Annotated in this window: 14 protein-coding genes; 6 read left to right on the forward strand and 8 right to left on the reverse strand. The window is 53.1% G+C overall.

The genetic code is table 11. The annotated features are described in order from the left end of the window. Positions 1 to 157: 157 nt before the first annotated feature. A complete protein-coding gene (locus GJJ30_RS03495) occupies positions 158 to 847 on the forward strand; it encodes a DUF421 domain-containing protein (RefSeq protein ID WP_154173179.1) in 690 nt (229 codons plus the stop codon). A 9-nt stretch (positions 848 to 856) separates the two neighbouring features. Further along, a complete protein-coding gene (locus tag GJJ30_RS03500; RefSeq protein WP_154173181.1) occupies positions 857 to 1,549 on the forward strand; it encodes a DUF421 domain-containing protein in 693 nt (230 codons plus the stop codon). A gap of 178 nt (positions 1,550 to 1,727) precedes the next feature. Here GJJ30_RS03500 and treZ read toward each other — a convergent pair whose 3' ends face one another. Next, positions 1,728 to 3,605, reverse strand: a complete 1,878-nt coding sequence (gene treZ, locus GJJ30_RS03505; RefSeq protein ID WP_154173184.1) for a malto-oligosyltrehalose trehalohydrolase — start codon at positions 3,603 to 3,605, stop codon at positions 1,728 to 1,730. A 13-nt stretch (positions 3,606 to 3,618) separates the two neighbouring features. Continuing rightward, complete coding sequence (locus GJJ30_RS03510; RefSeq protein ID WP_154173186.1) at positions 3,619 to 5,226, reverse strand: alpha-amylase family glycosyl hydrolase; 1,608 nt, start codon at positions 5,224 to 5,226, stop codon at positions 3,619 to 3,621. Between the two features lie 230 nt (positions 5,227 to 5,456). Here GJJ30_RS03510 and GJJ30_RS03515 point away from each other — a divergent pair, with 230 nt between their 5' ends. Together GJJ30_RS03515 and GJJ30_RS03520 are read left to right on the forward strand one after the other, a co-directional pair. Beyond that, entirely contained in the window at positions 5,457 to 6,509 is a 1,053-nt protein-coding gene (locus GJJ30_RS03515; RefSeq protein WP_154173188.1) for a methyltransferase, read from the forward strand. 189 nt (positions 6,510 to 6,698) lie between these two features. Then, a complete protein-coding gene (locus GJJ30_RS03520; protein ID WP_154173190.1) occupies positions 6,699 to 7,142 on the forward strand; it encodes a response regulator in 444 nt (147 codons plus the stop codon). A 7-nt stretch (positions 7,143 to 7,149) separates the two neighbouring features. On the opposite strand, the gene GJJ30_RS03525 is transcribed toward GJJ30_RS03520, so the two are convergent. The 6 genes from GJJ30_RS03525 to GJJ30_RS03550 form a co-directional block, all read right to left on the reverse strand. Then, the gene (locus GJJ30_RS03525) at positions 7,150 to 8,274 is read right to left on the reverse strand and encodes a DmpA family aminopeptidase (protein ID WP_154173192.1); all 1,125 of its coding nucleotides are present in this window, start codon (positions 8,272 to 8,274) and stop codon (positions 7,150 to 7,152) included. Positions 8,275 to 8,385: 111 nt separating this feature from the next. After that, positions 8,386 to 9,234 (reverse strand): 3-keto-disaccharide hydrolase, encoded by an 849-nt coding sequence (locus GJJ30_RS03530; RefSeq protein ID WP_154173194.1) that lies wholly within the window; start codon positions 9,232 to 9,234, stop codon positions 8,386 to 8,388. Between the two features lie 100 nt (positions 9,235 to 9,334). Continuing rightward, positions 9,335 to 10,444: an AI-2E family transporter gene (locus GJJ30_RS03535; protein WP_154173196.1), complete on the reverse strand. Its 1,110-nt coding sequence runs from the start codon at positions 10,442 to 10,444 to the stop codon at positions 9,335 to 9,337. Between the two features lie 124 nt (positions 10,445 to 10,568). Next, a complete protein-coding gene (locus GJJ30_RS03540; RefSeq protein WP_154173198.1) occupies positions 10,569 to 11,594 on the reverse strand; it encodes an AraC family transcriptional regulator in 1,026 nt (341 codons plus the stop codon). 96 nt (positions 11,595 to 11,690) lie between these two features. Then, positions 11,691 to 14,153, reverse strand: a complete 2,463-nt coding sequence (locus GJJ30_RS03545; protein WP_154173200.1) for a TonB-dependent receptor — start codon at positions 14,151 to 14,153, stop codon at positions 11,691 to 11,693. 97 nt (positions 14,154 to 14,250) lie between these two features. Continuing rightward, positions 14,251 to 15,009 carry an AraC family transcriptional regulator gene (locus GJJ30_RS03550; RefSeq protein WP_229312928.1) on the reverse strand — a complete coding sequence of 253 codons (759 nt, stop codon included), beginning with the start codon at positions 15,007 to 15,009 and terminating at the stop codon, positions 14,251 to 14,253. Positions 15,010 to 15,522: 513 nt separating this feature from the next. On the opposite strand from GJJ30_RS03550, the gene GJJ30_RS03555 reads away from it, so the two are divergent. After that, on the forward strand, positions 15,523 to 15,747 hold the full coding sequence (locus GJJ30_RS03555; protein ID WP_154173204.1) for a hypothetical protein: 225 nt from the start codon (positions 15,523 to 15,525) through the stop codon (positions 15,745 to 15,747). Positions 15,748 to 15,811: 64 nt separating this feature from the next. After that, positions 15,812 to 17,962 carry an FUSC family protein gene (locus tag GJJ30_RS03560; RefSeq protein ID WP_154173206.1) on the forward strand — a complete coding sequence of 717 codons (2,151 nt, stop codon included), beginning with the start codon at positions 15,812 to 15,814 and terminating at the stop codon, positions 17,960 to 17,962. Positions 17,963 to 18,020: the final 58 nt, after the last annotated feature.

Here is an 18,020-nt window from a genome sequence, read left to right on the forward strand (position 1 = left end):
TATAGCGTGATCGGAAGGGTAACTCAATGCGAAGCGTCTGGTCTAAAATTTTATCACTTCCCGATTTACTGGCCCTCATCCGGCACATTGGCTCAATTCTTCCGTTTTTTTTCCCGAACCGGTCAATCACTTGAGCGAAACAAAAAGTTAAGCCGGTATGAATAAGGAGGAGATTGAATTTGGGGATTGGCAGCGCATTCTGATCGGGAACGCACCGGCCGAATTTCTGCTGGAAGTGCTGATCCGCACGGTAATCGTTTATTGCCTGCTCATTGTGGTCTTGCGGTTTTTGGGAAAGCGAATGAACGGGCAGATAACGAATCTGGAAATGTCCGTCATGCTCACCATGGGGGCCATTGTTTCCCCGGCCATGCAACTCCCCGACCGGGGAATTTTATCCGGGTTGGTCGCCATGCTCTGCGCCCTGACTTTTCTCCGCGTTACCAACCTGCTGGGTTTCAAAAGCCGGGCAGTGGAACACATTGTTCAGGGAACCGAAACGCTGCTGATCAAGGACGGGATTATTCAGTTAGACGCGATGGCCCAAAACCGGTTGTCGCACCAGCAGATCTATTCGGCGCTGCGCAGCAGTAACGTTTACAACCTGAGCAAAGTCAAACGCATGTACCTGGAAGCCTACGGCATGTTCAGTATTTTTTCGGATCAAGCTGACCGGCCGGGGCTGTCGGTTCTGCCGCCTTACGACGACGAAATCCACACCATCCATCGTCCGACGGCAGAGCCGACCCTGGCCTGTACCAATTGCGGTTTTACCGCACCGACGGCCGCCGGTAACCAGCCCTGCCCGAGTTGCCAGGCCAATCAATGGGTTAATGCCATTTTGTAAACGTAAACAATGGAAAAAGACGCTATTCATTTATCCGACTGGGGGCGAATTCTGGTAGGCGAAGTGCCCGGAATTTTCTACCTGGAAATCCTGCTACGGGCCGCGACCATTTATCTGATTCTGGTAGTTTCCATGCGACTCATGGGCCGCCGGATGGCTTCGCAACTCAGCCGCAACGAAATGGCCGCGCTCATTTCGCTGGCTGCGGCCATCGGGGTGCCGATTCTGGACCCCGGCCGGGGTTTGCTTCCGGCGGTGATCATCGCGCTGGTGGTTATTTTCATTCAACGCCTGATTTCGTACTGGGCCGCCCGAAACGAAAAATTCGAGGGAATCTCGCAGGACATCTCCAGCGTGATGGTGGAAAACGCCGTGCTGCAACTCGAAAACATGAAAGAGTCGCGCATCACCCGGGATTTGCTGTTTGCGCAGTTGCGCTCCACCGGCGTATTGCAGCTCGGCAGCGTCAAGCGGCTGTACATCGAAGCCAACGGATCGTTTACGCTCATCCAGCGACCTGAGTCCCAACCGGGTCTGTCGATTTTGCCCGAATGGGACTCCGAATTCATTGCCAAGCAAAAACCGGTTACGGATCGGTATGTGTGTTACTGGTGCGGCCACGACCAACCCGCCGGGACCGGCGATTCGGTGCGATGTCCGAATTGCAAAAAACAGGAATGGGTACAGGCCATTCGCGGGTGATTACACGGCCAAATGGATTTAAATTGAATAATCGCCGGAATGACCATTTGTTAGCCCCCGGTTGAAACCGGGGGAACTCCGGATGCTCGGGCAAATAGGGAACCGTTTTAACGGTTTTCGGCCGCTAAAACGTTAAAACGGTTTCTTTACCAGGCGGTTTCTTTCGCTTTACCCACAGCTAAAGCAGTGGGCTGGTATTTCTTTCGGCGACCCCTGAATGCCCCTGATAAACCGTTACACTGACGGGTGGCAGCCGGAGCGTTTGCCCGGGATTGGGCTGCTCGGGTAAAACCGGCTGAGCGGTTTCGGGGTTTTCCAGCCACTGCGGTTCTTTGGAATCCAGCCGTTTTTGCCAGTTGGAAGCCCAGTCGGGCAACGAGTAATCAATCTCTTCCTCGAAAAGATTGAATAAAGCCAGGATGTGGTTCAATCCTTCGGGGTCCTGCCGATGAAGCACAAAACCGGCCGATCTGAGCACCGTTACCTGAATGCCTCTTTTAGCCATATTCTGCAAAACCGGTTCGGTTCGTCGGAGACCGATCAGGGTCCGGTGCCAGTCCAGCATGATGCGGTGTTTGCCGACCGTGCGGTTTTCCCACCGAAGTCTGGAATCCGTAAACGTAGCTTCCTGAAAAGGGTCAATGTGGTCGTCGTCAGCGTTGAAAGCGGCAAATTCGGCTTTTCGGCCTTTCTTCACGGCGTGAATCAACTCTTCTTCCGAATGATCGGCAAAGTAGAAAAAGGGCGCTTCGTCGGCGTATTCCTCGCCCATAAACAGCAGCGGCACATATGGCGACAGCAGAACAGCGGCCGCAGCCAGTTTCAGTCGTTCAAAATCGACTAAAACCGACAGCCGCTCCCCGCCGATCCGGTTGCCCACCTGATCGTGGTTGAGGTTGAACACCACAAAATGATCCCCCGAAATACCGGTCGATGAGGCCCCGAATTTTCGCTTCCGAAACGCCGTGTATTCGCCAGTCATGACAAAACCGTCGGTGTAGGCTTTGGCCAGTTGTTCCAGCCGCCCGTAATCGCCGTACCGGTTTTTCCCGTTCTGATCGAGCAGGACATACAGTGAATGGTGAAAATCGTCGAGCCATTGCGCGTCGAAGCCAAAACCGCCTAATTCGGTCGTTTTGAGCACTTTCGGGTCATTCAGATCCGATTCGGCCAGCAGGTGGAGCGGGCGGCCCAAGCGTTGTTCCAGGCGTTTAACGTTGTCGTGAAGTTGCGTCCAGATGGAAACCGCCCCCATGTCGAAAATTTCGTGGATGGCATCGAACCGGAGACCGTCGATATGAAACTGTTCGAACCAGAAGAGGGCATTGTTGACGAAAAAATCCCGAACGCCATCCGACCAGAGACCGTCGAAATTAATCGCATCTCCCCAGGGCGTATGGTATTTGCTGGAAAAATACGGCCCAAAAGAGCCGAAATAATTACCCTCGGGTCCCATATGGTTGTAGACCACATCCAAAAAAACCGCCAGGCCGCGGGCGTGGCACGCATCGACCAGCTTTTTCAGGCCCTCAGGGCCGCCGTAGGAATGCTGGACCGAATAGGGATATACGCCGTCGTAGCCCCAATTCCGATTGCCGGGAAACTGGGCAACGGGCATGATTTCCAGGGCATTGATTCCGGTTTCAACCAGCGCATCCAGCCGCGAAATGATCGCTTCAAACGTACCTTCCGGCGTGAAGGTGCCGACGTGCAGTTCGTACAGAATCAGGTCCCGGAACGGCAGTCCGCGCCAGAGCTGATCCTGCCAGGCATAGGCCGAGTGGTCCACCACTTCGGAAGGGCCATGAACGCCCTCCGGCTGGAAATGGGAAGCCGGATCGGGATAATCGGTGCCGTCGTCGGGTTGAAAAAAATAGCGATCACCGGCGCGGATGCCGTCAACGGTGACGCTGAAATAGCCCTCGTTGTCCTTTTCCATCGGAACCTGCCGATCGGTCGGGTGAACGAGGTGTAAAGTCATGCGGTTCTTTTCCGGCGCCCAGACCGTAAAGACAACCGTCTCCGGCCCGGAAAAACCGGCTCCAATTCTCTTCATTCCAAAATAATCATTAGTCCAATCGAATCACCAATCCTTCATCACCGCCCAGTTGAATGGAATCGCCGACGGTTTGCCCTTCCCGTTCGGGAAAAGTAGCTACTTCGACGACGCCCCTGAGCGATGGGTCTTTGGCTTTAAAATACGCGGGGCGATGGCTTAAGTTCAGAATAATGAGGAAACGGGGATGCCCCTCGGCCTGCCGCAAATAGGCAATTAGTTGCGTATCGGCAAAAACCGGCACATAATTGCCTACCATCAGCGAAGGTTCCCGCTGCCGCAGACCGATGAGCCGCCGGTGCAGCGTCAGCATCGAATACGGATCGTCGCGCTGCGCCTGGACATTCTCCCGGCGGAACTGATCGGCCAGTCGTAGCCAGGGTTTTCCGGTCGTAAAACCGGCATTCGGGCTGTTGTCCCATTGCATGGGCGTGCGGGCCGGATCACGGCTGAGGTTTTTATCGGGCATGTTCAGTCCCTGCGGGTCCTGCACCTCGTCGAACGGAATCGGGACGTCGCGCATGCCAATCTCATCGCCGTAATAAACGGTTGGCGTTCCCCGCAACGTCAGCAACAACAAAGCGGCCACCCGGGCCTGCTCGCGACCCACCCGGCTGGTAATCCGGGGCTGATCGTGGTTGCCAAGCACCCAGTTGGGCCAGCCGCCCGTGGGCAAAACGCCTTCGTACTGGTCGATGGCGGCCGCAATTTGCCGGGCTTCCCACGGCAGCAGCAGTAGCTGGAAGTTAAACGGCAAATGAGCGCCTTTGCCATCGATGCCGTAATAGGCCACCAGTTGGTGAATGGGCAGGTAAATCTCCCCGATCATCAGCCGCTCGTCGTAGGCATCCAGCACCTGCCGCATTTCGAGCACCAGATCGTGGACTTCGGGCTGGTCGGTCGAGTAAACCGGTAGCAACTGTTCGTAGGTCGCCATGTGGGGCTGATAATCCGGATTAACCGGGTTGTCGCGGAGTTGCTGATCCTTGATCATGTGCCACATTACATCCACCCGAAAACCGTCGACACCCAGATTGAGCCAAAACCGCATGACGTCGAACATGGCCCGCCGGACCGCCGGATTGCGCCAGTTCAGGTCCGGCTGCTCTTTCAGGAACGCGTGGTAATAATACTGCCCCGTCGTTTCGTCCCATTCCCAGCCGCTGCCGCCGAATACGCTGAGCCAGTTGTTGGGGGGAGAACCGTCGGCCTGCGGATCGTGCCAGAGGTACCAGTCACGCTTCGGATTGTCGCGCGAAGAGCGGGATTCCAGAAACCAGGGATGCTGGTCGGAGGTGTGGTTGGGCACCAGATCCAGGATCAGTTTCATGCCCCGCTGGTGCACCGCTTCCAGTAAAGTTTTAAAATCCTCCGGCGTTCCGAACAGCGGATGAATACCCTGATAATCCGAAATATCGTAGCCGAAATCGGCCATTGGCGACGGATAGATGGGCGACAGCCAGACCGCCGTCACGCCCAGCCATTGCAGGTAATCCAGCCGACCAAGAATCCCTTTCAGGTCACCGATTCCGTCGCCGTTGCTGTCCTGATACGAGCGGGGATAAATCTGGTAAATCACTCCTTCCTGCCACCAGAGGTGTTTATTCAGTCCGTTTTGCATGCGTTTTTCCGGTCAAACCGATTCGTAAATAGGCAGGTCCTTTGCCACCGGATTAGCCCAGAGAGCTGCGGTTTTGCAGGATACCTGCTTAGGTATCAACCCGAAAATCGCCATCGGGTTCAAATGAAATGCGCCAAAAACGATTCTGTGGTTCTTTTCTGGTAAACCGGTGTGCTTTGCTTCTTGCCCGCCCTCCTTATATTTGGCCCTGGTAACAAAACCGCTGACTCATGCTGGAGAATCCCCAACCCGACCTCGCTCCCATTACCCGACACCTGCGCGCCATGTTTGGCTCCCGCTTGCTGATTGCCGCCGTTCATCACCTGGCGGTTTTTGAAGAATTGAGCAACCGCCCGCTTTCCGTGGCCGAACTCAGCCACCGGATCGGATTGAAAGAACGACCGGCAGCCGTACTTTTTCCGGCCCTTTGCGCCATGAACTTGCTCGCATACGACGAATCGGGCAACCTCCGGATTACGGAATTAGGGCAGTACGTTACGCAAAAACAGGTACCCAACCTGATCGGGTATGTGGGTTTGGAAAAAAACGATCCGGGGGCGGTCGAAATGGCAGTTCGGTTGAAAAACGACGGGCCTCTGGATACAACCGGCGGTATTTCGTACGTGAAAGAAGGCGATGAACCGTCGCCGATGGACGACGCCGAACTGTCCCGGATGTTCACCCTGGCGCTGGCCGGACGCGCCCAGAAACTCTCGCCCATCGTAGCCGCCAACCTATCGAAAAGCGACGGTCATTTGCTCGATGTAGCGGGAGGAACCGGTTTTTATACCTTTGAATGGCTGCTCCTCAATCCGAAGGCAACCGCAACGCTTCTGGATCGTCCGGCCGTTCTGGCGGTGGCCGCCGAATTACTCGAAACGTTCGGAAAAAACGGCCGGCCGGGGGCCGAAACCGTTCAGGAACGCGTGACGTTCCACCCCGGCGACATGCTGACCGATGACTTGCCGCAGACGGATATCCTGCTGGCAGCCAGCCTTTTTCACGACTGGCCGACCGAAACCTGCCAGCCCCTGGCCGACCGGTTTGCCGCAGCCCTGCGCCCGGGTGGGGAGTTGTGGGTGCATGACGCTTTCCTGAACGACGAACTGGACGGGCCGCTGGCCGTTACCGATTATTCCGCCCAGTTGTTTTGGGGAACCAAAGGTCGCTGCTACAGCCGCCGGGAATACCGCGCGTGGTTCACAAAAGCCGGACTCGAACCAACCGCCGAGAACATTTCAACGCAAATGGATTACGGGCTGATTTGGGCGAAAAAGAGGTAAGCGATAACTCACGCCAATTACTTACGTATCAGTTAGTAAAGACAGCGTCCGACCCGCAATTCTGCTTAAGCAGAATTTCGGGTCGGACGCTAAGTAAGAAACCTTAATATAATTAGTAAATATTCTTAAAAATATTTAATATGAGTCAGGAAACAATTCTATTTTATCTTAGAATAAGTATAAATAATTATGAAAATCCCGGCGGGCCTCCAACCGTTCGTTATCGAGCATCTGGATATAATCCTGGTAGTTGAAGACAATCTCGATGATCAGTTGATCTTACATTATTTATTGCGAAAACAGATTCCCGGTATTTTACCGGTTGGCGCGACATCCGTTGAGCAGGCTTTTACCTATCTGACGAATTGCCACACGCAACACTTTGCGCTCCCGTCTCTTATCTTACTCGACTTGTATCTGCCCGATCCGGGCGATGGCTGGAAACTGTTGCGCCAGCTCCGGAACCATCCGGTTTATCAGAACATTCCGGTGGTGATCGTCAGTTCGTCAACGGATTTGAATGATATCGAACAATCGTATCAATGCGGTGCGTGCAGCTACCTAATAAAACCAATTACGCTGGAAGGTTGGGAGCAAATGCTGCAGTCCATTCCTCCTTTATTCAGAAAATAAGGCGTCATTACTTCACCTGACCGGCTTTTTTCAATAATTCGACGACGCGCTCGACCGGCAGTTGAGTGATCTCATAGCCGTTGCTGGTGGTCATGGAGCGTGCGGCAAACAACGAATTAATAATGGCTTCCTCGGTTGCTTCGATAGCCGCCATAAAGCAGGGCGAAGCGTCGTCGTTGCGGAGGAATTTCACCTCATCGACGCTACTTTTTGAAGAATTCGGAACCCGGTTGGCCGTCGAAACGGCGATGACATAGTCGCCACTGCCGTTGGAGGCAATGCCGCCCGTGCGGGCCATACCCATAAAGGCCCGCTTCGCCAGCCGTTTCAGGTTTCGGGCATCTAGCGGAGCGTCGGTCAACACCACCATCATGCACGATCCATCGAGTTTTTCCTTGAACGAAAATTTGCCCAGTTCAACGCCAACCGGAACGCCCGCAATCTGCAAAACGCCCCCGAAATTGGTCTGTACCAATACTCCGACCGTATAGCCACCGAGCGAAACCGGCAGTTTCCGCGAAGCCGTACCGATGCCGCCCTTGAATCCGAAACAAACCGTACCCGTTCCGGCGCCCACGTTGCCTTCTTCAACCGCCCCGGTTTTCGCTTTCTTAATGGCCTCCAGCACGTGCGGTTTCGTCACGGGGCGGCTGCGAATGTCGTTCAAACCGCCGTCGTTGGTTTCGCCCACCACCGGATTCAGGGAGCGCACCTGTTCATTCCCGGGTTGTGCCAGCGTATAGTCAATAACAGCATCGGCCGCCGTCGGAACACCCAGCGTATTGGTCAGCACAATCGGCGTTTCAAGCGTGCCCAGTTCTTCAACCTGCGTGTAGCCCGCCAGTTTACCAAAACCGTTGCCAACGTAAATAGCCGCCTGACATTTCTCCTGAAACAGATTTCCTTCATGTGGCAAAATGGCCGTCACGCCGGTCCGCACCTGCTGCCCTTCCAGCAGCGTCACCTGCCCAACCCGCACGCCCGGCACGTCGGTGATGGCATTCAGGGCGCCGGTGGGCATCACTCCGAGCCGGATGCCGTAGTCGCGGGGGCGTTTGGACGTTTGCGCCATTAAAGTAAAGCTGCTGATAAGGCAAAAAGTCGTCAGAAGTAAAAAGGAAGCCGTTTTCATACCGGAAAATACGGAATAGAAATGAATGATGAATGTAAACGGGGCCGCCCGCGCGGTGCTGAATGTCGAATGTAAAAGTGTTCTTTAATTTGGCACTTTTACATTCGACATTCATTTTCCATTTTTCATGGCCTCTTCCACTTCTTTCGGCAACGACTGAATCGGTCGGATTTCAATGTTTCGGTAAAACAATTCCGCGCCTTCCGACTGAAGCTGTAGTTTCCCTTTGGTGAGCGGCACTTCCTGGCCGTCGACAATGTGCCGGGCGTTGGTCACCACCAGATTCACCTTGCCGTTCATGACATGCAGACAGCTGTCGCCCAAGCAGTAAAGTTCCAGCACATTCCACTCGCCGGACGGTTTTTCGTTATCCGGGTTTTTGACGCACCAGCGGCCCACCGGCGTTTTGTCCCGGAACGTCACGGGGTCGGCGCCCGGCTGATAAACGTAGCGCCCTTTCTCGTCTTTTCGGGCCGCAATATCCGCCGACACGTTCATCACGCCCCAGTAATCGCCACAATCGCCTTCCTGAATCTGGAACTCCAGCGATTCCATCCAGAGGTGCGCCGTTCCGTGCGGGCCATTGCTGTGGTAAAGCAAACCGCTGTCGCGGGGCCGGTCAAGCTTGGGGGCCCATTTGAGTTGCCCCCACTTGAATTCCAGCTTCAGGTGGTAATTTTCAAATTCGGCCAGCGTATTGATACCGCCAAAGACTTCGCCCGAAACCCGAATCGCCGGTTTTCCGTCGGTCTGCACCACCGAAAAAACCGCCTTCGGATCGTTGTTGAGACCCAGCGGTTCCGTTTTGGACTGGAACGGGCGATCGAGGTACGACTCCCAGCCACTCAGATCTTTTCCGTTAAAAAGTGACGTCCAGCGATCGGCTTTGAGGGGAGATTGGGCCAGCGCAGCCGACGCGATCATCCAAACAAAACCGGCAGTAAACAGTCCGTGTTTCATGAGAGGTTTACCCAAAATCAAGCGTTCAAACGGCTAATTTACCTATTTTTAACCGGGAGAAAAGCGGTTTTTTGCGTTATAGACGGACCTTTTCTCCGGCTCAGTCGACCGGAACCTTCTTCTTCCGCCGTCGCAATCGCAGCATTTTATTGATGTCTTCCTCGGAGGTCTGGTCGCCGAGTAAAATGCCCCAGGGTTCCAGGCCTTCGACACGGTCGAAAATTACTTTAAGGATCGCAATAATTGGAATCGACAAAAACATGCCGGAAACGCCCGACAACGCCCCGCCAATCAGCACGCCTACAATCGATACGAGTGCGTTGATGCGCACTTTGGAACCGATAATAACCGGCACCAGAAAATTGTTGTCGATGAACTGCACGACCAGAAAAACCGCTACGACTCCCAGCAAGGTTGCTGGTTCGGGGTGATTCACAAACGTAACCGCCACCGCCAGACCGGTTGCTACCAAACCGCCGATGTACGGAATCAGGTTCAGAATGGCGGCAATGACGCCCATCAAAACCGCATAGCGAACCCCCAGAATGAGCAAACCCACCGAATTGAGGATTGCGACACAAACCGTTTCGGTGACCAGACCCACCACGTAGCTCTGAATAACACTCCGGATTTCGCCCAGCACTTCGCGCACGCGTTCGGTATGTTCGCTGGTAAACGACCGAATGACGAACTGAATCAGCATGGCCCGGTAATACAGCAGCAGAAAGACGTAAATCGGCAGCAGCAGCAAAGTGCCGAGCGGCCCCGTGATGACCCCGAGCGTGTCAGACCCCTGCAGGGTATCCATCGTTTGGGCCTGGGCTTTTTTGAAGTACTGATCCTGCTGGCTGTAACTCACGTTGTATTCCTGCCGGACCCAGCGCCGGGCGTCTTTGTAAAAATCGCTGAGATTCTTCTGAAGTTTGGGCCAGTCGTCAGCAAAGTGCGAAATCTGCATGGAAATGACCATCGTTAGGCCCACCAGAACCGCCACCGCCAGAAACAGCGCCAGACTGATTGCAATGACCTTCGGAATACCGCGCCGGATCATCCAGGCTTCGACGGGGCGGAGCAAAACCGCCAGTAAACCCGCCATCGCGAACGGCACGATGATGTCCTGCCCGAGGTAAAAAATGGCCAGAATCAAACAAATGGCCAGAAGAGAAAGTGAAAGCCGGTGGTAGAACGGCGGGTTGGTAGCCGAAGGCATATTCAGTGAACGTTACGTAAATTCTGTTTATTCCCCGGTCACCCCACTCGTTCTGCTGCAATTCCGGACTGGTCGAATCACCTATAAACGGGATTGGCCGGGATTTGTTTTGGTACCGCTCTTTTCAAAGCGGTTTGGTAAGATAGCCCTGCTGATACGAAACCGGCGTCCGCCCCGTCCAGCGTTTGAACGCGCGGCTGAACGCACTTAACTCGTTGTAGCCTAGAATATACGAAATCTCTTTAATCGGGTATTTTCCCGACGACAAATAATTCATGGCCAGCGATTTGCGGACTGCATCGGCCACCTGCTGGTAGGTAACGCCCTCGTCCTGAAGCTTCCGTTGCAGGCTGCGCGGACTGGTGTTGAAATTGGCCGCCAGTTGCTCCAGCGACGGAATGCCCAGGTAGGCGTTGGCCAGCAGAAACCGGCTGATGCGCTCCTTCAGGGCCTTGCCGGTTTCAAATTCCTGGTACTGCTCACCGACTTTCTTCAGCAACAACCGTTGCAACTCGAAATTGGCGGTAAAAATGGGTTCGTCCCAGTACCGGTTTTCAAATTCCATCGCGCACTCGTCCGGTTTTACGACCGGTTTACAACGCAGCACCCGTTCATATTCGTCCGGATTGGGCAGATCGAACGGGAGCCGGACCGCTTTGGGACTGATCTTTTTCAGCACCAGGCCGTCGGCTTCGTGCAGGACAAAGACCAGGAAGAAATCCAGCAGCTGCCGCAACAGCGGAGCAAATTCGGTTGCCTTCGGCTCGTTCGGCACAAACCGGATCGTGAACGACCGGTCGGTTTGGCTCACGTCCATCCGAAACAAATCCGTAATCAGCTGCGTGGCGGCAGCCGCGTGCGTCAGAGCTTCTCCCACCGTCGCGCAGCTTTGAACGAGCTGACCCACCACGCCCAAGGCCGCCAGTTGCAGCGACTCGCCGAAATGCAGCCCCAGCAGCGGATCATGGGTCAACTGAATCGCATTCAGCCACAGGTCATTCAGTTGTTTCTGCGTCAACGGAGCCGCCGATTGACCTTTCAATTCCGCTAAATCGATTCCGGTTAACGTACACAAGCGTTCCGGGGCAACATCTTTCTGGGCGGTATACGCCAGCAAACTCAGCGCAAAACGTTTCCGGGGATCTTCCATGCGCTAAAAGTACGCGTTATCCGGAAAGTTCGGCTGCCTGTGTCGCGAAAGGGTAAGGAACTGGCACATTCGGGTAAACACGACCCGGTTTTTACGTCAAAACTCCTTTTCACCAAACTCGCTGGAAGGAAGTTTCGCTTTTTTCGAAGGTTGGTTCAGGGTGTAACTCAGGCTCAACAGGAACAGATCGGTTTCCTGAATGTAATTGGTTGTGGTGAAGAAGTTCCTGCCCCATGTGGTGATTCGTTGCCGGTTTGAACCCAGCAACCCCAAATCGATATTCTGCCATTGAAACGTCGCGGCAAGCCTGCTCTTCCAAAAAGTCTTCTTAGCCGATGCGCCCGGGGTAATAAAGCGCGAATCTTCGCCCTGCGCGGTTACTCTTTTTGAAAGATAATTCAACGCAAGCTGAACCTGAAAGGAAGGAGAAAGCCGGAACGTTGTATTGGCATTGATCGAATAAACCACACTGGCGGTCTGAACATTGACCGAATTATTAAAAAGAGAGCCCCGGATCTTGTAATGATAAACATTTCCTCCGGCGTACAATTGCCATAACCTGTTTAAATTCAGGCTACTCCCGGCTTCCAGCCCCCAGGAAGTGGCGAGTCCGGCGTTGGTGTAGATCCGGTTTAAAATCGTGTCATTGTAGACACTATTGACCCGGTTTACGACATTTTTGATGCGCTGGTTATACAACGTTACAAAGAGGTTTCCCTTGTCAAAATCCTTGATTACCCCAAGTTCGCTTAAATCAATAAATTCCGGTAAAATATTGGGGTCGCCCGATTCAAGCGTCTCGGAATGTTCCCGTTCCGGAAACGGGTTCAGCTCGTTGTTGGTGGAGCGCTGCACTCGTTTGCTATAGCCGCCCCTGGCCCGGAGGGATTTGGTGATTTGGTACTGCACATTCAGCGACGGAAAGAGATTGGACAGATTCAGGTTCCGGGTTGCCTGGCTGCCCGCCGTAAACGCGCGGGTGGCATACTCGTAGCGCAGCCCCCCGATGTAGGCCAGCTTACCCACCTTTGCCGTGTACTGCCCGTAAACGGAATGGATATGATTCACGACTCTGGTCCGGCTGCTAAACTCGGGGACAACCCGAAACGATCCACTTTCCAGATCCAGGTCCAGGTATTGGAAATTCCCTTTTTGAACCTGGTTTCTATATTGATAACCCGTTTCCAACGTCCCTTTTCCCAGGGTGGTTGTATAGTCCGACTTCATCCGGAAAGCCATCAGCGGATTTTCGCCCGGATTACGGCTGCTTTGCAAAACCGCCTGTCTGTCGGGCTCCCGCAAGTTCAGATTGGTGGTCAATCCATCCAGCGTAGCGTTTTCAATCAGACTGGAAACCGTCAGAAAGGATTTATTTGTAAAGGTGTGGGTGTAGTCGAGGTTTCCTAAGGAAATGCTTCCCGATTTGCGGGCCACATTCGAATTGAAGTACGTCATCTGTCCGATGGTTTTCCCCGTACCCAGATCGGTTTTTGTGTTATTGTAAACAATGTCGGCCCGGCGTGACTGCGAGCGGTAACCCCGGTAAAACCCGACCGAAAACGTATTTCTGGTGTTTGGCGTGAACGAAACCGCACTTCGTATCGTGTAATTATACCGGATAAAACTCCGTTCACCATCCGAAGGAAATGACGTAAAAACCTGGCCAATGGAGGTATTAACGTCGCCAACCCTTCTGCCCGCAATGTCATTACGCAAATAATTACCACTCAGCGTAATATCCCATTTTTCAGAATGGCTATTCAGGGTTACATCGGCTCCGTAACGCCGGGGATTTTGCAGGTTATGATAGGTGTACACTGCCGGAAAACCGCCCTGAATCGTAGCCGAAAGAGACCGGCTTCCCGCTACGCCGGTCCGGGTGGTGATATTGATGATACCCGCTTTCCCGTCCGGATCGAAACGGGCCGACGGCGAGGTGATCACTTCTACATTTTCAATGGTATTGGCCGGGATCTGGTTGAGCACCGTAGCCGGATCCGATTGCACCGGTTTTCCATTGATCAGCACCAGAAATCCCGAGGCTCCCCGAAGGGTGATGTCGCCCTCGCTGTTTACCGTCACAGACGGCGTATTTTTAAGCACGTCAAGGGCGGTGCCTCCCTGGCTGTTCAAAAATTTACTGGCCCGGTAAACCTGCCGGTCTATTTTATGATCGGTCGTTTGCCGCTCTCCCGTTACCTGCACTTCCCGGAGCGTCCGCAAATCAGGATTCATCCGAATCGACGGCAAGTCGACCCGGTTTTGACCTGTTGAAACAGGTTGTAAAGAGATTCTGGATTTGCGGTAACCTATATATTGGGTTTCCAGATAATAGAGTCCAACGGCAACATTTTCAAATTTGAAGCTCCCTTTTTCATTCGTCAGCAAGCCCGTCACCAGGCTCGAATCCGGGCTTTTGAAAAGGGCAACGGAGCAGTAAGCCAACGGTTGATTCGTGAGTGTGTCGACCACGTCGCCCGCAATCGTTGAACCGGTTTGTGCCTGGGCGTAGAACGGTGTACTAAGGATACTGAATACTAAAACCGTAAAAACTTTCATCGTGCGTAAGTTGCCTGTTCCACTGCCTCAGCAGATTTGCAAAATTAGCTCTATGAAGAAAGTAGACTTTGTACATCAGGGCCGATTTCTGGTACATTCAGGAAATTCCTTTGCGGTAAACGCCCGGCAGAACGCCGGTCTGGCGTTTAAAAAATTTGTTGAAGTGCGACAGGTCGGCAAATCCCAGTTCGAAAGCCAGCTCCGTCAGATTTTTAGAAGAATACAACAGCTGCTTTTTTGATGCGGAGGTTACTTTTTCGTTGATAACTGCGCCTGCCGTTTTTCCCAGAAACTTTTTACAGGCAGAATTAAGCGTTTTGGAGGTCGTATTCAATACTTCCGCATAAAACTTGGTTTCATGGTTCAGCCTGAATTCCACATCCAGAGCGGCAAAAAACCGCTTAAGCAGGGGCGGATACGTTAGCAGTTGCCCGGCGTTCATCTCGCGTTTGAGCAGGTTGAAAAGTAACAGCAGATACGTTTGAATGACAGCTTCGTAATTGGGTTCGCTTTTGGTATACTCCAGGTCAATGCTCCTGAAAAGGCCTGAGAATGTTTCGTGTACGTTTTCCAGGTGAAATCCGCTCGGAAAGGGCAACGGAAACGTCTGGAACAGGACGTCGTAAAGCGGGTGATCCAGCAGAAAATCCTGCTGAATCATCACCACAAACCCTTTCGGAATTTCAGTCAGCTCCCAGCTGTGGATCTGGCCAGGCATCACCAGATAAAGGCTGTGCGGTTTAACCGGAAACCGGTTATAATCAATCTGGTGAATCCCGGCGCCCTGCTCCAGATAGATAATTTCAAGATAATCTTTATGACCGTGCGGATTGGTGGTTTTGATTACCTCCTTCATTCGCTTAATTCGGAATAGCTCTTGTTGGTTGAGCTTGTTTTTAATTGGAATATTCATCAAGAGTAGCTAGGGTCAGCGCTGTCAAACGGTTTTTAAACCAGCGAAAATACGATTTATTGCTTTATACCCATTTTCACCTCCTCCGAATCTGAAATGATCCTGCAAGCCGCTGCAACCGACCGAATGCGTCTGACAAATAAGAATAGTAATAGTAAATTTTTATATCCGTCTATACCCGGCATCGGGCTATACCCTTCTTCGTCAACCTGCTTATATTATACCAATATGTGAGTAAAAGGTAAATATTATTACCAAAATACTATTATTAACAAATAATATACATTGAAAAATAGTTGTACTTATTTGTTAATTCACTACCTTTGTAAAGTAATTTTAATAGGCAGTTCCGACTGCCTGAAACCTCAGTACCGACCGTTACTTCCCCACCGTAACATTTTTTGAAGCGTCTTTTCTTATCCATGTTTACTCAGCGACTTTTTAAGTTACGCCTTTATGTCGTTACCGTTAAACCAGCAACAAGCCGAATCGCCAGATTTGCTGAAAACGTTTCCTCAATTTGACTGCATCTCGGATGCCCTTTACCGTCGGCAGTGCATCGACAAACGCACGGGCGTGCTCCACAGCGTGATCCGTCTGGAAAAAATGCGCTACTGCGTGGTGCCTCCGCAGCTGACCCGGCAATTGGAAAAAGCCGGTTATTCCATCGCGGTTCGCTAAAAACAAAACCGGATTATCCGATTTTGGAGTTGGTTAGCCGGGCAATACGCCCTACCTTGCCAACATGAAAAGGCAGATCCGGGAAGTCCGGTATTTTCTATTCGGTCAGCATTTTTCGGATGGGCTGCGAATTACGCTGGCCATCCTGATTCCTTCCGTCGTTTCCTATCATTTTGGCCAGTTCGAAACGGGAATGCCCATTTCGCTGGGTGCCTTTTGGGTGAGCATTACCGACGCCCCCGGCCCCGTTGTGCACCGTCGGAACGGGATGCTGGCGGGCAATCTCGTCGTGGTACTGGTTTCGCTGCTCACCGGTTTTATCCGGATGAACGTCTGGCTGCTGGGCGCCGAGATTCTCCTGCTCAGCTTTTTCTTCTCGATGTTTGCGATCTACGGCAACCGGGCCACGTCCGTCGGCACCGCCGGGCTGCTGGCGATGATTCTGATGATGGACCGCGAACTGGACCCTGCGGCCGTCTGGCGGTACGCGGGTCTGGTGTGCGCGGGCGGTTTCTGGTATACGGCCATCAGCCTGTCTTTTTCGCAGCTCCGCCCCTACCGAACGGCCCAGCAGGCCCTGGGCGAGTGCATTCACGAAATTGCGAAGTTTCTGACGATCAAGGCCGAATTCTACAGCATTCGGACGGATTTGCAGGAAGATTACCGGAAACTGGTGGCCCAGCAGGCCGTTGTTAGTGAGAAACAGGATGCGGTTCGGGAAATTCTGTTTAAAACCCGGGTTATTGTCAAGGAAACTACCTGGACGGGCCGGTTGCTGGTGCTCACGTTCGGCGACGTCGTGGATCTGTACGAACAGATTATTGCGATGTATTACGATTATGCCTCGATTCGGGAGCGATTTGGCAACACTGGCATTCTTGACGAAATCGCCCGCCTGATTCGCCAGATGGCCGTTGAAATGGATTACATTGGTCTGGCCATTCAGTCCAATCGTCCTTATAAAAGCCGCACGGATTTGATCCGGCACCTGGAACGGCTAAAAACGCGGATCGACGAGCTGGGTAAAAATGAAAAGGAAAGCAGCAATCTGGTGCTGAAAAAAATACTGGTTACGCTCCGCAACCTCAACCAGCGGCTGACCGACATTCATACCTATTCACCGTCGGAGTTGTCGGAAAAACCGAAAAACAACGAAGCTCCCGAGTATTCGCGGTTTGTGTCGCATCAGGAAATTGATCCGAAATTAATCGTCAACAGCCTCACACTCAGTTCGTCCATTTTCCGGCATTCGCTGCGGGTCACCATCGCGTGCCTGATTGGGTTTGTGGCCGCCAAATTAATTACCTACGGCCACCACGGCTACTGGATTCTGCTAACGGTTTCGGTGATCCTGAAACCGGCGTTCAGTCTGACAAAGCAACGCAACTACGAACGGATTATCGGCACGATAGCGGGTGGTTTGATCGGCGTCGGACTGCTGATCGCGATTCCGAACACGACCGGTTTATTCTGGGTGATGCTGGTGCTGATGATCGGTGCCTACAGTTTCCAGCGCACCAATTACATCGTGATGGTGATTCTGATGACGCCGTACATCCTGATTCTGTTCCGGTTTCTCGGGCTGGGCGGCATCAGCGTGGCCGAAGAGCGCGTGCTCGATACACTAATCGGCTGCGTAATCGCGTTTGCGGCCAGTTACCTGTTTCCGCATTGGGAATCGCAGCAACTGAAAGGCCTGCTTCGTGACGTGCTGGAAGCCAACCTGGCTTACCTGCGCAGACTGGCCGACAGCCTGTCGGGCAAACGGCTCACGGTGATGGATTACAAACTGGCCCGCAAGGACGTGTACGTCAGTTCGGCCAACCTGTCGGCGGCTTTTCAGCGGATGACGTCCGAACCGCAAAGCAAGCAGTGGCACAAGAACGAAATCCACGAATTTGTGGTGCTGAACCACATTTTATCGTCCAACATCGCCACAATCGCTTCCGCCCGACTGAACCTCGAGCAGCCGACCGGCTGCCCGCCCGACGTACTCCGCCCGCTCAAACGCTCGCTGACGGTTTTGAACGAAAGTTTGAAAAAACTTGACCCGGAACCCGCCAAACCGCTTCCCGAAGCCGTTGTTTTGGAAACTGCTATCGTCGAGAAGCCCGAGCCCGTTGTCGCCGACGATCGCTCCCTGAAAGAACAACTGGATTTCATACAGAAGGTCAGCCACGATATTGGTAAGCTAACCGACGCCATTCTGGCCTGAGTATCCCGGTTTTTTGCCCATCATAACGCCCCAAATCCGTTTGTAAGAAAGTTCTTTC

The organism is Larkinella terrae (assembly GCF_009668025.1).
Lineage (GTDB): Bacteria > Bacteroidota > Bacteroidia > Cytophagales > Spirosomataceae > Larkinella > Larkinella terrae.

Bases quoted from the DNA above. Each gene is read 5' to 3' on its own strand.
- GJJ30_RS03495 (WP_154173179.1), top strand. From the start codon at position 158: ATGAATAAGGAGGAGATTGAATTTGGGGATTGGCAGCGCATTCTGATC.
- GJJ30_RS03500 (WP_154173181.1), top strand. From the start codon at position 857: ATGGAAAAAGACGCTATTCATTTATCCGACTGGGGGCGAATTCTGGTA.
- treZ (WP_154173184.1), bottom strand. From the start codon at position 3,605: ATGAAGAGAATTGGAGCCGGTTTTTCCGGGCCGGAGACGGTTGTCTTT.
- GJJ30_RS03510 (WP_154173186.1), bottom strand. From the start codon at position 5,226: ATGCAAAACGGACTGAATAAACACCTCTGGTGGCAGGAAGGAGTGATT.
- GJJ30_RS03515 (WP_154173188.1), top strand. From the start codon at position 5,457: ATGCTGGAGAATCCCCAACCCGACCTCGCTCCCATTACCCGACACCTG.
- GJJ30_RS03520 (WP_154173190.1), top strand. From the start codon at position 6,699: ATGAAAATCCCGGCGGGCCTCCAACCGTTCGTTATCGAGCATCTGGAT.
- GJJ30_RS03525 (WP_154173192.1), bottom strand. From the start codon at position 8,274: ATGAAAACGGCTTCCTTTTTACTTCTGACGACTTTTTGCCTTATCAGC.
- GJJ30_RS03530 (WP_154173194.1), bottom strand. From the start codon at position 9,234: ATGAAACACGGACTGTTTACTGCCGGTTTTGTTTGGATGATCGCGTCG.
- GJJ30_RS03535 (WP_154173196.1), bottom strand. From the start codon at position 10,444: ATGCCTTCGGCTACCAACCCGCCGTTCTACCACCGGCTTTCACTTTCT.
- GJJ30_RS03540 (WP_154173198.1), bottom strand. From the start codon at position 11,594: ATGGAAGATCCCCGGAAACGTTTTGCGCTGAGTTTGCTGGCGTATACC.
- GJJ30_RS03545 (WP_154173200.1), bottom strand. From the start codon at position 14,153: ATGAAAGTTTTTACGGTTTTAGTATTCAGTATCCTTAGTACACCGTTC.
- GJJ30_RS03550 (WP_229312928.1), bottom strand. From the start codon at position 15,009: ATGAAGGAGGTAATCAAAACCACCAATCCGCACGGTCATAAAGATTAT.
- GJJ30_RS03555 (WP_154173204.1), top strand. From the start codon at position 15,523: ATGTCGTTACCGTTAAACCAGCAACAAGCCGAATCGCCAGATTTGCTG.
- GJJ30_RS03560 (WP_154173206.1), top strand. From the start codon at position 15,812: ATGAAAAGGCAGATCCGGGAAGTCCGGTATTTTCTATTCGGTCAGCAT.